Annotated in this window: 16 protein-coding genes; 8 read left to right on the forward strand and 8 right to left on the reverse strand. The window is 70.3% G+C overall.

Annotated features, from left to right (window positions below; all coding sequences use genetic code 11):
- Nucleotides 1–43 precede the first annotated feature (43 nt).
- From dgoD to AB0I03_RS20630, 3 genes are read right to left on the reverse strand one after another with little or no spacing between them, the layout of a single operon-like run.
- Nucleotides 44–1,189, reverse strand: a complete 1,146-nt coding sequence (gene dgoD / locus AB0I03_RS20620) for a galactonate dehydratase (RefSeq protein WP_360415179.1) — start codon at nt 1,187–1,189, stop codon at nt 44–46.
- Nucleotides 1,190–1,220: 31 nt separating this feature from the next.
- Complete coding sequence (locus AB0I03_RS20625; RefSeq protein ID WP_360415181.1) at nt 1,221–1,958, reverse strand: SDR family oxidoreductase; 738 nt, start codon at nt 1,956–1,958, stop codon at nt 1,221–1,223.
- A gap of 10 nt (nt 1,959–1,968) precedes the next feature.
- Nucleotides 1,969–3,183, reverse strand: coding sequence for an ROK family transcriptional regulator (locus tag AB0I03_RS20630; protein WP_360415183.1), 1,215 nt, complete (start codon nt 3,181–3,183; stop codon nt 1,969–1,971).
- Between the two features lie 116 nt (nt 3,184–3,299).
- Between AB0I03_RS20630 and AB0I03_RS20635 the strand changes: the two genes are divergently transcribed.
- Genes AB0I03_RS20635 through AB0I03_RS20645 form a run of 3 tightly spaced genes read left to right on the forward strand, consistent with a single transcriptional unit; the run spans nt 3,300 to nt 6,486 of the window.
- On the forward strand, nt 3,300–4,664 hold the full coding sequence (locus tag AB0I03_RS20635; protein WP_360415185.1) for an extracellular solute-binding protein: 1,365 nt from the start codon (nt 3,300–3,302) through the stop codon (nt 4,662–4,664).
- Nucleotides 4,661–5,650: a sugar ABC transporter permease gene (locus AB0I03_RS20640; RefSeq protein WP_360415187.1), complete on the forward strand. Its 990-nt coding sequence runs from the start codon at nt 4,661–4,663 to the stop codon at nt 5,648–5,650. Before AB0I03_RS20635 ends, AB0I03_RS20640 begins: the two co-directional genes overlap by 4 nt.
- Complete coding sequence (locus AB0I03_RS20645; protein ID WP_360415189.1) at nt 5,650–6,486, forward strand: carbohydrate ABC transporter permease; 837 nt, start codon at nt 5,650–5,652, stop codon at nt 6,484–6,486. The genes AB0I03_RS20640 and AB0I03_RS20645 overlap by 1 nt, the downstream gene beginning before the upstream one ends.
- A gap of 130 nt (nt 6,487–6,616) precedes the next feature.
- Here AB0I03_RS20645 and AB0I03_RS20650 read toward each other — a convergent pair whose 3' ends face one another.
- Together AB0I03_RS20650 and AB0I03_RS20655 are read right to left on the reverse strand one after the other, a co-directional pair.
- Nucleotides 6,617–8,194 (reverse strand): D-aminoacylase, encoded by a 1,578-nt coding sequence (locus tag AB0I03_RS20650; protein WP_360415367.1) that lies wholly within the window; start codon nt 8,192–8,194, stop codon nt 6,617–6,619.
- Between the two features lie 104 nt (nt 8,195–8,298).
- Nucleotides 8,299–8,709 (reverse strand): (deoxy)nucleoside triphosphate pyrophosphohydrolase, encoded by a 411-nt coding sequence (locus AB0I03_RS20655; protein WP_360415191.1) that lies wholly within the window; start codon nt 8,707–8,709, stop codon nt 8,299–8,301.
- Nucleotides 8,710–9,146: 437 nt separating this feature from the next.
- Between AB0I03_RS20655 and AB0I03_RS20660 the strand changes: the two genes are divergently transcribed.
- The gene (locus AB0I03_RS20660; protein ID WP_360415193.1) at nt 9,147–9,506 is read left to right on the forward strand and encodes a pterin dehydratase; all 360 of its coding nucleotides are present in this window, start codon (nt 9,147–9,149) and stop codon (nt 9,504–9,506) included.
- 149 nt (nt 9,507–9,655) lie between these two features.
- Here the strand turns inward: AB0I03_RS20660 and AB0I03_RS20665 are convergent, their stop codons facing one another.
- The 3 genes from AB0I03_RS20665 to ychF all read right to left on the reverse strand — a co-directional run bounded on the left by AB0I03_RS20665 (nt 9,656) and on the right by ychF (nt 11,874).
- Complete coding sequence (locus AB0I03_RS20665; RefSeq protein ID WP_360415195.1) at nt 9,656–10,453, reverse strand: SDR family oxidoreductase; 798 nt, start codon at nt 10,451–10,453, stop codon at nt 9,656–9,658.
- Nucleotides 10,454–10,556: 103 nt separating this feature from the next.
- The gene (locus AB0I03_RS20670) at nt 10,557–10,790 is read right to left on the reverse strand and encodes a hypothetical protein (RefSeq protein ID WP_360415197.1); all 234 of its coding nucleotides are present in this window, start codon (nt 10,788–10,790) and stop codon (nt 10,557–10,559) included.
- Between the two features lie 10 nt (nt 10,791–10,800).
- Entirely contained in the window at nt 10,801–11,874 is a 1,074-nt protein-coding gene (gene ychF / locus AB0I03_RS20675; protein ID WP_360415199.1) for a redox-regulated ATPase YchF, read from the reverse strand.
- A gap of 218 nt (nt 11,875–12,092) precedes the next feature.
- On the opposite strand from ychF, the gene AB0I03_RS20680 reads away from it, so the two are divergent.
- The 4 genes from AB0I03_RS20680 (at nt 12,093) to AB0I03_RS20695 (ending at nt 14,157) form a co-directional block, all read left to right on the forward strand.
- Nucleotides 12,093–12,524, forward strand: a complete 432-nt coding sequence (locus AB0I03_RS20680; protein WP_360415201.1) for a hypothetical protein — start codon at nt 12,093–12,095, stop codon at nt 12,522–12,524.
- A 51-nt stretch (nt 12,525–12,575) separates the two neighbouring features.
- Nucleotides 12,576–13,148 (forward strand): TetR/AcrR family transcriptional regulator, encoded by a 573-nt coding sequence (locus tag AB0I03_RS20685; protein ID WP_360415203.1) that lies wholly within the window; start codon nt 12,576–12,578, stop codon nt 13,146–13,148.
- A gap of 80 nt (nt 13,149–13,228) precedes the next feature.
- On the forward strand, nt 13,229–13,672 hold the full coding sequence (locus tag AB0I03_RS20690) for a MarR family transcriptional regulator (protein WP_360415205.1): 444 nt from the start codon (nt 13,229–13,231) through the stop codon (nt 13,670–13,672).
- 50 nt (nt 13,673–13,722) lie between these two features.
- On the forward strand, nt 13,723–14,157 hold the full coding sequence (locus AB0I03_RS20695) for an organic hydroperoxide resistance protein (protein ID WP_360415207.1): 435 nt from the start codon (nt 13,723–13,725) through the stop codon (nt 14,155–14,157).
- The last annotated feature ends 108 nt before the right edge of the window (nt 14,158–14,265 follow it).

The raw sequence follows: 14,265 nt of genomic DNA on the forward strand, positions 1-14,265 counted from the left end.
CGCGATCCGGCGCGAGCCCCTTCACGTCCCATGGCTCAGCCGCTCACCACTCCGCGAAGGAGCCGTCCTTCAGCCGCCAGATCTCGTTGCGCCAGCGGTGGGGGTCCTCGGCGGCCTTGCGGACCGCCGCCTCGTCGACCTCGATGCCCAGGCCCGGGCCCGTGGGGCGCTCGACGTGCCCGTCGGTGAACGCGAAGACCGCCGGGTCGACCAGGTAGTCGAGGAGGTCGTTGCCCTCGTTGTAGTGGATGCCGAGGCTCTGCTCCTGGATCAGGAAGTTCGGCGCCGCGAAGTCGACCTGCAGGCTCGCGGCGAGCGCGATCGGCCCCAGCGGGCAGTGCGGGGCCAGCGCCACGTCGTAGGCCTCGGCCATGGCCGCGATGCGGCGCACCTCGGAGATGCCGCCCGCGTGCGAGAGGTCCGGCTGCGCGACCGCGATGCCCGTGGAGAGCACGTCGCGGTAGTCCCAGCGCGAGTACAGGCGCTCGCCGGTGGCGATCGGGATCGACGTGCCCGCGGTGATCCGGGCGAGGTCGCGCGAGAACTCCGGCAGCACGGTCTCCTCGACGAAGAGCGGGAACAGCGGCTCCAGGAGGGGCAGGACGCGGCGGGCCATCGCGGTGGAGAAGCGGCCGTGGAAGTCGATCGCGAAGTCCATCTCGTCGCCGACGGCGGCGCGCAGTTCGGTGAACTGGTCGACGATCCGGTGGACCTGCGCGGGGGTCTCGATGTGGCCGAGCTGGGCCGCGGCGTTGCACTTGACGGCGTCGAAGCCGTTCGCCTTGGCGCGCAGGGCGTCGTCGGCGAGGGCTTCGGCGGAGTCGCCGCCGATCCACGTGTAGACGCGGGCCTGGTCGCGCACGGCGCCGCCGAGCAGTTCGTAGACCGGCACGCCCAGTGCCTTGCCCTTGAGGTCCCACAGGGCCTGGTCGATCCCCGCGACGGCGCTGGAGAGCACCGGCCCGCCCCGGTAGAAGCCGCCCTTGGTCATGACCTGCCAGTGGTCCTCGATGCGGGAGGCGTCCGCGCCGATGAGCCGGTCGGCGAGCGCTTCGACGACGCTCGCGACCGCTTCGGCGCGGCCCTCGACGATCGGCTCGCCCCAGCCGACGAGGCCGTCGTCGGTCTCGACGCGCACGAAGAGCCACCGGGGCCGGACGAAGAAGGTCTCGATTCTGGCGATGTTCAAGGGAACCTCTATCTCTTGTGGAGCTGCGGGGTCAGCGGTGCCGGATGAGCCAGCCGCCGTCGACGGGGAGTTCGGCGCCGGTGATGAAGCCGGCTTCGTCGGAGGCGAGGAAGGCGACGGCGGCGGCGACTTCTTCGGCGCCGCCCATGCGCCCCAGGAGGGTCCGTCCGGTCTCGTCGGCGATGCCTTCGGCCGGGACGGGGTCCCACTGGGGCGTGAGGATGGGGCCGGGCACGACGGTGTTGACGCGTACGGCCGGGGCGTATTCGATGGCGAGCTGCCGCGCGAGCGCGCTGACGCCGCCCTTCGCGGCCGCGTAGGCGGCGAAGCCGGGGAAGGAGGCGTGGGCGTGCACGGAGGAGACGGCGACGACCGCGCCGCCGGTCTCGGGCAGGAGCGGCGCGAGGGCCTTGAACCCCAGGTAGAGGGCTTTGAGCGTGACGTCGAGGGTCCGGTCCCAGTCGTCTTCGGCGAGCTCGTGGGCCGGGCCGAAGCGGATGGCGTACGCGTTGGAGACCAGCACGTCGACCTTCCCTTGGGCGCTTTCGATCTCGGCGGCGAGCGCCGCCCAGTCGGCGGCCCGCGCGACATCGCACTGGACGAAGTGGACGTTGCCGCCGAGGTCGGCGGTGGTCTTCTCGCCCTGCTCGCGGTCGATGTCGGCGAGGTACACGACCGCGCCCTCGCCGGCGAGGCGCTGCGCGGTGGCGGCCCCGATGCCCTTGGCGCCGCCGGTGACGACAGCGACTTTGCCCTCGAATCGATTCATGCGGCCGACCCTATCGCCCGTCCGCGGCGGGCTCGGTGAGGTCGACCAGGGCCGAGGCGAGGCCGGGGCGCTCGCGGAGGATGAGGGCCGCGCCGCCGACGGCGCCGGCGCGGGCGCCGAGGTCGAGGGCGGCGGGGACGACGTCGACCTCGCGCACGAGGGTGAGCGCGTACCGGCGGATGGCGGTGCGCAGCGGGTCGAGGAGCACTTCGCCGGCGCGGGCGAGTTCGCCGCCGACGACGATGCGCTCGGGGTTGAGCAGGTTGCAGAGGCTGGCGAGGACGCGGCCGGTCATCTGGCCGACGTCGGCGAGGACGCCTTCGCAGGCGCGGTCGCCCGCGGCTGCGGCGGCGAGCACGTCCTCCACGGTCGCCTTGGCGCCCAGGTGGGGTCGCAGTGCGGTGAGCACGGCGGGGATGCCGGCATGGAGGACGAGGCAGCCGCGGTTGCCGCACGGGCACGCCGGACCGTCCACATTGATCGAGGTGTGGCCGAGTTCCCCGGCGGCGCCCACCGCGCCGCGGAAGACCCGGCCGTCGAGGATGAGCCCGGCCGCGATGCCGCTGGACAGGCCCACGTACATGAGGTCGCGGACGCCGCGGCCCGCGCCGCTGTAGGCCTCGGCCACGGCTTCGAGCCGGGTGTTGTTCTCGATCGCGACGGGCAGCCGGAGGCGGCGCTTGAACTCGTCCGCGGCGTGCACATGGGACCACGGCTGATCGGGCAGCGAGGTGGAGACGATGCCGGTGGCCTTCTCGATGGGGCCGGGCAGGCCGACGCCCGCGCCCACGATCCGGGCGCGGTCGAGCGCGTGCTCGGCGATGAGCCGGTCGAGCAGGTCCGCGGCGACGTCGATGCGCTCGGCCCAGCCCAGGTCGGGGTCCACGGCCCGCCCGGCGCCCGCGATCTCGTTGTGCGCCAGGTCGGAGAGGTGCACCCAGACGTGGTCGAAGGTGAAGTCGAGGCCGAGCGCGACGGCCGCGCCCGGGTTGATCGCGAGGGTCTCCTTGGCGCGGCCGTCCCCGTCGGGGTCGCCGTCCTGCTCGATCACGAGGCCGCGCGACATCAGGTCGGTGGCGATCGTCGACACGGTCGTCCGTGACAGGTCGGCGCGGCGGGCGAGCTCGGCGCGGTGCGTGGGTCCCTTGCGCAGCAAGAGGGTCAGCAGCCGTTCCTGGTTCGCCCGGCGCAGTGACTGGAGGGATCCGCTCTTCGTCCGGGGCATGCGCCGATCATACAGGCGGCTCAACAATCTGTGTCAAGACTATTGACGTAATTAAGTGAGTAGGGCTAGCCTTCGTCAACAGACTTTCGTACCCCTTCCCTGAAAGGCGACAACCCATGCGTGGATCCCTCGGGACGCCGGTGTCCCAAGCGGCCCTGTCCCGCCGCACCCTCATGCGCGGCACCGCACTCGGCGCGGCGGCGGCCGCCGGCGCCGGAGCCCTTTCCGCCTGCGCCCCTTCGGCAGGAGGCGGCGGCGGTGGCAAGAAGACGCTCACGGTCATGGGCCCGGAGGGCGAGTTCAGCCCGGAATTCCTCAAGGCCGCGGAGACCGAACTCGGCGTCGAGATCAAGCGCGTCGAAGTCGACGCCACCAAGCTGACCGCGATGCTCGCCAGCGACACGGCCCCCGACCTGGTCCGCGGCCTCGGCGCGGTCGAGACGCCGTACTACGTCGCCCGCGACCTCGCGCTCGACCTCGACGACTACTTCGCCTCCAGCGAACTGCTCAAAGAGGACGACCTCGACCCCGTCAACGACGTGTGGCGGTACGACGGCTCGGTCCAGGGCCAGGGCCCCCGCTACGGCATGGCGAAGGACTACTCGCAGGACGCCATGTTCTGGTACAACACCGCCCTGTTCGACGCGGCCGGCGTCGCCTACCCCTCCGAGAGTGAGCCGGTCACGTACGACGAATGGCTCGCCATGGGCCGGGAGGTCACCCAGAAGGACGGCGGCACCACCACGGTCTACGGCCTCTCCGCGGGCGGACTCGGCCTGTTCATCAGCCTCGCCAACATGACCGCCTCCGCGGGCGGCAGCCTCCTCTCCGAGGACCTCGGCACCATCGACTTCTCCTCGCCCGAAGCGCAGAAGGCCCTCGCCTGGTACCTCGAGTACGCCCGCGCCAAGATCGGCTTCAGCCCCGTCGAGCCCAACCCCGACGGCTGGGACTGGCCGCCCTACCAGACCGGCCGCCTGGCCCAATCCTGGTCCGGCTACTGGTTCGGCGGCGCGATCGCGGCCGAGCCCGAACTCGCCGAGACCTCCCGCCTCGCCCCCGCCCCGACCATGGGCGGCGAACGCATCAGTCCCTGCTTCGGCGCCACCGGCTACTGGATCCCCAAGGCCTCCAAGAACCACGACGAGGCGTGGCAGCTCTTCGAGCTGTTCATGGGCGGCGACCCGGCCAAGGAGCGCGCCGCCGGCGGCTGGGGCCTGCCGAGCCTGCTGTCGCTCCGCGCGGACCTGCCCACGGGCACCGCGGCCCAGGCGCAGGCCCTCGCCGCGGTCGAGGCCGAGGCCGACTACCTCAAGGTCCTGTCGTTCTCGCCGTACGTCAAGGTCGAGGCGCTCGACGCCGTGCTCAACCAGTACCTGCCCGACGCGATCAACGACGACACCACCGCCGGTGCGCTCGCCGACACGCTGAACGCCGACATGCAGGCGCTGCTGGACGAGGGCAAGGAGCTGGTGAAGTGACCGCAACGCTGGCAGCGTCGCGCGAGACTCCCCCTGCGGTACCGGCCCGACCCCGCCGCAGGCGGGGCCGGGCCGGGCAGCGAACCCGGACGTTCTACCTGTTCGTCGGTCCGTGGATCGCCGGATTCGTGCTCCTGACGCTGTTCCCGCTCGGCTACGCGTTCTGGATGAGCCTCACCAACACCGACGGACTCTCCCCGAACTGGTCCTATGTGGGCTTCGACAACTACGTGCGGGTCTTCCAGGACCAGCAGACCATCGCCTCCCTGGGGCGCACCGGGGTCTTCATGCTCGCCACCGTGCCCACCGGCGTCGCCGCGGGCCTGGTGATGGCGGTCCTGCTCAACCGCGACTTCCGGGGCCGGGCGCTGTTCCGCGCCCTGTTCTACCTGCCGGCCGTGGTGCCCGGTGTGGCCGCGGCGCTGACCTTCAAGATCATCTTCGACAAGAACGCCGGGGCGGCCAACGCCGTCGTCGGCGCAGCCGGAGGCGAGCCGATCTCGTGGCTGGCCGACCCGTACACCCGCTTCGTGCTGATCCTGATGATCCTGTGGGGCGTCGGCGGGTCGATGATCATCTCCCTGGCCGCCCTGCAGGACGTGCCGCGGGAACTGCTCGAGGCGGCCAAAGTGGACGGTGCCAGTCCGGCTTACGCGTTCTTCAAGATCACGCTGCCCATCCTCAGCCCGATCATCTTCTTCCAGGTGGTCACGGGCGTCATCGGCTCGCTCCAGGTGTTCGTGCCCTCGCTGCTGCTGGCCCCGGTCAACGGCCCGGCCGCGGTCACCGCCGTGCCCGAGGGCAACTACCTGTTCATGGTGCACGTCTACGCCGAGTACTTCGCCAAGAGCCACTTCGGATACGCCTCGGCGCTGCTGTGGGTGCTGTTCCTGTTCGTGCTGCTCATCACCGGCATCGTGTTCAAGATCGGCAGCCGGGCGGTCTTCTACGGCGGCGTCGACCCCACTGAAAGGAAGGAGGGCTGATGAGCGTCGACATCGCGCGCCGGGCCCGCCTCACCGGCCTGTACCTCACGCTGATCACGCTCGCGGTGATCTTCTCCGGGCCTCTGGGCTGGCTCATCCTCACGTCGCTCAAAGCCCCGGACGAGCTGTCGGTCTTCCCGATCCAGCTGTTCCCGGAGACGCCCCAGTGGCACAACTACCTCGACGCCCTGACCTTCATCGACTTCCTCGGCTACGCCCGCAACTCGCTGATCCTCGCCACGATCTCGTCGGTGCTGACCACCGTCTCGTCGGCGTGGATGGCGTACGGGTTCGCGCGGCTCTCGGCCCCGGGCAAGAAGTTCTGGTTCGGCCTGCTGATCTCGACGATGATGATGCCCAGCATCATCACGCTCATCCCGACCTATCTGATGTTCGCGAAGCTCGGCTTCGTCGACACCTACATCCCGTGGATCCTGTGGGGCCTGTGCGGCGCCGCCTTCATGGTCTTCCTGTTCCGCCAGTTCTTCGCGGGCATTCCGAAGGAGCTGGAGGAGGCGGCGATCCTCGACGGGTGCGGCCATGTGCGGATCTTCTGGAAGATCTTCATGCCGCAGTCCGGGCCGATCCTGGCCGCCTGCATGGTGCTCACCTTCACCGCCAGCTGGGGGGATTTCGTCGCCCCGAGCCTGCTGCTGAGCGATGACACGACGACCCTGGCCGTGAGGATGACCGCCGGGTACGTCAACGAGCAGGGCTTCCCGATCCAGAACCTGCTCGCCGCGGGCAGCACCATGTTCATCCTGCCCGTGCTGCTGATGTTCCTGTTCTTCCAGCGGTTCTTCGTGCAGGGCTTCTCGACGTCCGGCCTGAAGTAACGAAGAGTCCGGCGCCCCGACCGCGCGTTCCGCTCCGGAACGCCGGTGTCTCGGCGGGGCGCCGGTGCACGACCGGGGCGGCGGATCGGACGACGGGGTCAAGCCTCCGGTCCGCCGCCCCTCTGCCCGTTCAGCCCCTCGGGCGACGGACCGAACGGCCCGACAGCGCCTCGGTGCGGTGCCCTTCGTCAACGGCCACTTGCCCGTTGACCATGACGTACGGGACGCCCGCGGCCTGGCGGCGGGGCTCGTCGAACGTGGCGCGGGCGTCGACGGTCTGCGGGTCGAACAGGACCAGGTCGGCCGCGAAGCCCTCCTTCACCAGGCCCCGGTCCTTCAGCCCGAGCACGGCCGCCGGGCGACCGCTCAGGTGCGCCACGCATTCCTCCACAGTGAACAGTCCGAGCTCGCGGGTGTAGTGGCCGAGGTAGCGGGCGAACGAACCCCAGGCGCGCGGGTGGATCTTGTCGCCGGCGAGGACGCCGTCCGTGGATCCGGTGTGGACGCCGTGGCGCATGATCGTCCGGACGTTCTCCTCATTGCCCACGTGCATGAGGCAGGCGGTCCCGAACTCGTCGCGCTCGATGAGGTCGAGGAAGAACGCCGAAGCAGGTCCGTCCCCGGCGGCCTCATTCACCCTGCGGCCCACCAGGTCCCGCAGCTCCGGCTTGGCGACCCCGGCGATCTCGATCGCCGACCAGTCGACCGGCACGCCGTTCGCGCCGTCGGTGCCCTCGACGTCGAGCTCGCGGACGATCCGCGCCCGCACCTCGGCATTGCGCAGCCGCTCGGCCAGCGCCCCGTAGCCTCCGGCGACCGACCAGCTCGGCAGCAGCGCCGCGAGCATCGTCATGCCCGGCAGGTACGGGTAGGTGTCGAGGCTGATCGGCAGTCCTTGGTCGAGCCCTTCGTCGACGAGTTTGAGGAGTTCGGCGGCGCGGCCCTCGTTGACGCGGTAGTTCAGGGTGGCGTGGGCCAGGTGCAGGGCGCAGCCCGCGCCGCGGCCGATTTCGATCATCTCCGCGTAGCCCTCCATCGCGCCCGCGCCGTAACTGCGCTGGTGGGGGCTGAAGTAGCCGCCGTATCCGGCGACCACCTTGCACAATTCGACCAGCTCACCGGTCTTGGCGTACATGCCCGGCGCGTAGCTCAGCCCGGCCGAGAGGCCGAGCGCGCCCTCTTCCATGCCTTGGGCGACATGGGCTTTCATGACCTCGAGTTCGGCGGGTGTCGGCTCGCGGTCCTCCCAGCCCATGGCGAGCATCCGCACCGTCCCGTGCGGGACGAGGTACGCGGCGTTCGTGGGGATGCCCCGGTCCAGGCGGTCGAGGTACTCGCCGACGGTGCGCCAGTCGTAGTCGACGTCGAGGCGGCCGTTCCAGGCGGCGATGGCCTCCCGCATCTGCGGGGCGGTGGCCGCGTCGACCGGGGCGTAGGAGAGGCCGTCCTGGCCGAGGACTTCGAGGGTGCAGCCCTGGCCGAGTTTGGCGAGGTGGTCGTGGTCGGCGAGGAGGGCGAGCTCGGAGTGGGCGTGCATGTCGATGAACCCGGGGGCGAGGACGAGGCCGTCCGCGTCGACCACGCGGGTCCCGTCGAGGCGGTCGGTGCCGATGGCCGCGATGCGGCCGTCCTTGACGCCGACCTCGGCGCGGAACAGGGGCGAGCCGGTCCCGTCGGCGACCTCGGCTCCCCGGATCACGATGTCCATGGCGGCCACTCGGCGCCCTCCCTCGATCGGCACGGAGCGTCAGTCTATGCAGGCCGGAGAGTGACCACCAGTGACGTCTCGGCCATCGGGAGGCCGCCGGACGCTCAGGCGCGCAGGAGCTTCCGGAGGGCGTCGACGGCCGGGCGGTTGCCCGGTAGCCACGGCACGGAGTCGAGCTCGCCGGGGGCGAGCCAGCGCAGCTCCGCGTGCTCCTTGGCGTGCGGTTCGCCCTCGGTGAGGTCCGCGAAGTAGACCCGCAGCAGGTACCGGCCGTTGCCGGTGGTGAGGTCGCCGCCGACGCGGTCGCCGACCGCGATCTCGACGCCGAGTTCTTCGCGGCATTCGCGCCGCAGCGCTTCGGTCTCGGTCTCGTCCGGTTCGACCTTGCCGCCGGGGAACTCCCAGAGTCCGGCGAGTTCGGGCGGGTAGGCGCGGGCGGCGGCGAGGATGCGGTGCCCGGCGCGGATCGCGGCGCCCACGACGATCTGCGGGGGCTCAGGACGCGGTTCGTTCACCGCAAGAGCTTATCGGCGGAGCGGTCCGGTCCGGGCTCCGCCGCTGTTGCCGGTTTGAGGGCGTTTCGTTATCTTTCGCGCGTCAGATTACGAGCTGTGACGACTAGTGAGCAACCAGTTGCTCATCCATTCGGATGATGTCGCGTCGGTCCTATGGTCAGGAATCGTGTCCACCAGCACAAAACCAGACAAGAACTGTCCCACGGAGACCGATATTCCTGATTAATCCCGTTTGCCTGTCTGGACAGAAACTGGGAGACGCGTAAGACTCGATGCAGAAACGATAAAGATCCGGCGACAATTCAGACACGAAGCCCCCGTGTCCGTAGGAGCCGAATCAGACCACCTTACTGATCCGTCGCCGCCCTGCCCAGGCAGGGCACCGCTTTGCCGGTCGCGGCGGTCGGGACAAGGCGACGACGAATGGCGATGGTGCCATGAGGAGAACGGAGCAAGACGAGAACGTGCTGCTGGATGCACTGAGGGAGCTCAACGGTTGGGTAGCGGATGACGACGGCCGCCTCTCGCGGTCGCTGCCGCTCGACGATTCCCAGCACGCGGAGCTCGCCGAACACATCAAGATCTTCGCTGACACGCTCGGCGTCAGGCCGGACGTGTCGCGGACCGATGAAGCCACGCTCATCGTGCTCGCCAGCGAAGGCGGATTCAGTCTCACTGACGTGACCTTCGCGGGCCGCGTCGAGACCGCCTACATCACCATCGCCGGAGAGCTCGCCGGCCAAGAGGATCCGACCCTCTCCAAGGGCCGCTTCCGCTGGCTCAGGCGCGGCGAATAACTCGAACCGCACGGCGGATCGCCGGGGACCCCACCTCCCCGCCGGTCCGCCTTCTTCATGTCCGGGCATCTTCCGCTGCCGGATCGCAGACGGCGCAGTGCGCTCGCGGGCGTCGCCGCGACGCAGCCGCCGCCATGCCTGCGGCCCGCTCATGACGGCACCACGGCCTCGGGGTCGTGGCCCTGCGCCGAGCGGGCCCCGTCGACCGGCAGTACCGCGCCGCTGATGAACCCCGCTCGATCCGAGAGCAGGAACGCGACCGCGTCGGCGACCTCGGCCGCCTCGCCCGCCCTGCCCAGCGGATGCAGCTCTCGCATGGCCGCCTCGACCCGCGCGTACACGGCCGCCCCGGCGTCCTCCAGCGCACGCAGCCGCTCGGTCGCGATCGACCCGAGCGCGAGCGCGTTCACCCGCACGCCCCAAGGCCCGTAATCGACCGCCAGCGCCCGCGTGAGGCCCTCGATCGCGGCCTTGGCGGTCGCATAGGGCAGCGCCCCGCGCACGGCCCGCTGCGCCTGATGCGACGACACGTTGACGATGCTCCCGGCGACGCCCTGGACCCGGAACGCGGCCACCGCGGCGGCCGACCCCGCCAGGCACGGCTGGAGGTTGCGCCGGACCAGCTCCGCGACGGCCGCACCGCCCGCCTCGTGGAGCCAGGCGTCGCGGAACACCGCGGCGTTGTTGACCCAGCCGGTGAGCGTCCCGAGCGATTCGGCGGCGGCGACGGCCCGCGCGGCGACGGCGTCCTCGCCCGCGTCGCCCACGACCACCCAGGCCCGGCTCTCGCTGATCGCCTCGTCGAGCCATTCGAGCTGCTCGTCGCGGAGCTCGATGACGACGACCGCGCGGTCGTCGGCCAGGAGCCGTTCGACGATCGCCCTGCCGATGCCCTGCCCGCCTCCGGTCACGACCGCGACTTCCCGCTGTCTCGGCTCACGCTGCATGGCCCACCTCCGAATCAACGACGCCGCGACCGAACGTCGCGGCGTCAGATTCCTTAGTGCTCAAGGAAAGGCGTGTTTAAACCCGGGGGTACTCCAAGCGGACTCAGCTTTTGCCGAAGCGCTGGTACGCGTTCTGCCGCGTGGTGTCGAGCGCGGCACCGATCACCGTCCACGAATCGCCGGCGTCACGGGCGGCCCGGACGGCTTCGCGCAGCTCGGCTTCGGCAGCGGCAAGCCGCTTGCGCGCAGCGATGATGTTGCGGAAGTGGGTCGCGTCGCGGGCGGGCGAGACGGCGGGCTCGAGCTGGTCGAGCCCCGTCGAATCGTCGCGGTGCATCCTGCGGTGCTCAGACGTTGAAACGGAACTCGACCACGTCGCCGTCGGCCATGACGTAGTCCTTGCCCTCCATGCGGACCTTGCCGGCGGCCTTGGCGGCCTGCATGGTGCCGGCCTCCATGAGGTCGTCGAAGGAGACGATCTCGGCCTTGATGAAGCCGCGCTGGAAGTCGGTGTGGATCTCGCCCGCCGCCTCGGGGGCGGTCGCGCCGCGCGGGATCGTCCACGCCCGGCTCTCTTTCGGGCCCGCGGTCAGGTAGGTCTGGAGGCCCAGGGTGTGGAAGCCGACGCTCGCGAGGCGGTCCAGGCCCGGCTCGCTCTGGCCGGTGGACTCCAGCATCTCGCGGGCCTCGTCGGGCTCCAGGTCGACCAGTTCGGACTCGAACTTGGCGTCCAGGAGCACCGCGTCGGCGGGCGCGACCAGGGCGCGCAGCTTCGCGGCCAGCGCTTCGTCGCCGACCTGGTCCTCGTCGACGTTGAACACGTAGATGAACGGCTTGGCCGTCAGGAGGTGCAGGTCGTAGAGGTGCTCGGTGTCGAGGCCGGCGGCGAACACGGTCTTGCCGCCGTCGAGGACCTCCTGGGCCTGCTTGACCGCGGCCACCTTCGGGGCCTTGGTCTTGTCCATGCGCGCTTCCTTCTCCAGGCGCGGCAGGACGTTCTCGATGGTCTGGAGGTCCGCGAGGATCAGCTCGGTGTTGATGGTCTCGATGTCGTCGATCGGCGAGACGCGGCCGTCGACGTGGGTGACGTTGCCGTCCTCGAAGACCCGCACGACCTGCGCGATGGCCGAGCATTCGCGGATGTTGGACAGGAACTTGTTGCCCTTGCCCGCGCCTTCGGAGGCGCCCTTGACCAGGCCCGCGATGTCGACGAAGGTCACCGTCGCGGGGAGGATCTTCTCCGAGTCGTAGATCTCGGCCAGCTTCGGGAGCCTGGCGTCCGGGACGGCGACGACGCCGACGTTCGGCTCGATGGTCGCGAACGGGTAGTTCGCCGCGAGGATCTCCGAGCGGGTCAGCGCGTTGAACAGCGTGCTCTTGCCGACGTTGGGCAGGCCGACGATACCGATGCTGAGTTTCACGAGGATCAAGTCTAGGCGGGGCCGTGCCGCCGCTGCACGGCGCGCGCGGGAATCGAGTGGGGGCCCACCCCCCGGCCGGGGCACTGCGAGCGTCGCCGGGGCGCGGGGGACCTGGCTTCCTCAGGCGGCCCTCGACGACGCTCGCGAGCCGTAAGTTCGCAAGGAGGCCGATCCCGAGGGTCACGACGCCGAGGGCCAGGCTCGCGGCGCCGACGAAGATGATCGCGACGGCCTTGTTCGGCGCGGTGCGGCCGGGGCCGGCCATGGCGGCGAAGAACCCGCCCGACATGAGGACGGCCGCGGCGGGGATCGCGATGCGGGCGGTCCAGCCCCAGAAGCCGTCGAGGCCGGTCGCGTCGGCGAGGATCAGGCTGACGAGGCTGAGGATGACGAGGACGCCGGCGTGGGCGTGCCCGGCCCGGGAGAAGGACTTCTGGAAGTCGGTGAGCGGGACCTTGCCTGCGGCGATCCTGAGCAGGAAGGCGCCGCCGAACTCGATGGTGACGATGGTGAGCAGGCCGATTCCGGCGATGATGCGGGAGGCGTCGCTCAGGGCGAAGGTGGACTCGAACATCGGGGCGTCCAATCGTGAGTGGTGTTGGAAACCCAACGTACGCGCCGGTCTTGACAGTGTCAAGTTGGTCGCCTAGATGGGTGCAGTGGTGTTTGACACTGTCAAGATCCGCGCTACAGTGGCTCTCGTGACCGATCGCTACCACCACGGCGACCTGCGCCGGGCCCTCATCGACGCCGCCGTCGCGTCCATCGCCGAATCCGGGCCGAGCGCCCTGAGTCTGCGCGCCGTCGCCAAGCTGGCGGGCGTCTCGCACGCCGCGCCGGCCCACCACTTCGGCGACAAGGCCGGGCTGCTGACCGCCGTCGCGGCCGAGGGCTACGACCGCTTCGCGGACGCACTGGACCGGGCGTGGGAGGCGACCGGCGACTTCATCGAGGTCGGGATCGCTTACGTGCGCTTCGCCATCGACAACAAGGCGTACTTCGAGACGATGTTCCGGCCCGAGCTCCTCCACGAGGACGACCCCGACCTCGCCCGCGCCGAGGCCCGTTCGCGCGCCGCGCTCATCCGCGGAGCGGGCGAGCCGAAGCCCGGCCCGGACGGCACCGTGCCGGAGTTCAATCCGAACGCCCTGGGCGCGTGGTCGCTCGTGCACGGCTTCGCGGGGCTGCTCATGGGCGGGAACTTCCCGCAGGCGGTGGCGGCCGACCCTGAAGGCGCCCTGCGGACGATCGCCGCGCACATCAGGTTCGACTAGATCGGCATCCGCGGTCCCTGTATTGACCGCTGGCTCACAATTAGGTTGTGCACAACCGAGTTGTGCGCTAGGTTCAACGCATGGACGGCACACCGAGACTCCGCGAGCAGGCCTGCTTCGCGCTGTACACCGCCTCGCGGGCGGTCATCGGCCTCTACCGGCCGATGCTCGACCGGCTCGGGATCACCTACCCGCAGTACCTGGTCCTCATGGCGCTGTGGGAGCAGGACGGCCTCACCGTCACCGCTCTCGGCGACGCGCTCCAGCTCGACTCCGGCACCGTCTCGCCGCTGCTCAAGCGGCTCGAAGCCGCCGGGTTCGTCGAGCGCCGCCGGGAGTCGGAGGACGAGCGGCGCGTCACCGTGCACCTCACCGGGGCAGGGGCCGCGCTCGAACGCGAAGGCTGCGAAATCGCCAAGACCGTCGGTTCGTCCACCGACATGCCGCACGATGAGCTGTTCGCCCTGCGCGACAAGCTCAACGAATTCACCGCGTCGCTCCATGACCACCGCGCCGCCGAGTAGCGGCGGCGCAGCGAAGACCGCAGGCAAGAAGCAGACCAGAAGGAGACACCATGAAGGCGCTTTACACTGCTCACGCCGTCTCGACCGGCGACGGCCGCAACGGCCACGTCGCCGGCGGCGACGGCCTCATCGACTTCGACGTCCGCATGCCGCCCGAGCTCGGCGGCCCCGGCGGCGCCCCCAACCCCGAGCTGCTGTTCGCCGCGGGCTACGCGGCCTGCTTCCACAGCGCACTCCAGAGCATCGCCCGCTCGGCGAAGGTCGACCTCGGCGCGTCCGAGGTCCAGGCCAGCGTCGGCATCGGCAAACTGGACGGCGGCGACGGCTTCGGCCTGAACGCCATCCTGGAGGTCTCGATCCCCGGCCAGCCGCGCGACGTCGCCGAAGGCCTCGTCGCCAAGGCCCACGAGTACTGCCCCTACTCGAACGCGACCCGCGGCAACATCGAGGTCGAGATCGACCTTGTGCACGTGGCGGGCGAGTAGCGGGAACGGACGACGGGGCGGACCATCGCAATGCGATGGTCCGCCCCGTCGGCGGTAAATGTGAATGCGGGTGAGCCCGGCGCTTGCCTTCAAAACGGACATTTGCAG

The organism is Glycomyces sp. NPDC021274 (assembly GCF_040641195.1).
Taxonomy (GTDB): domain Bacteria; phylum Actinomycetota; class Actinomycetes; order Mycobacteriales; family Micromonosporaceae; genus Glycomyces.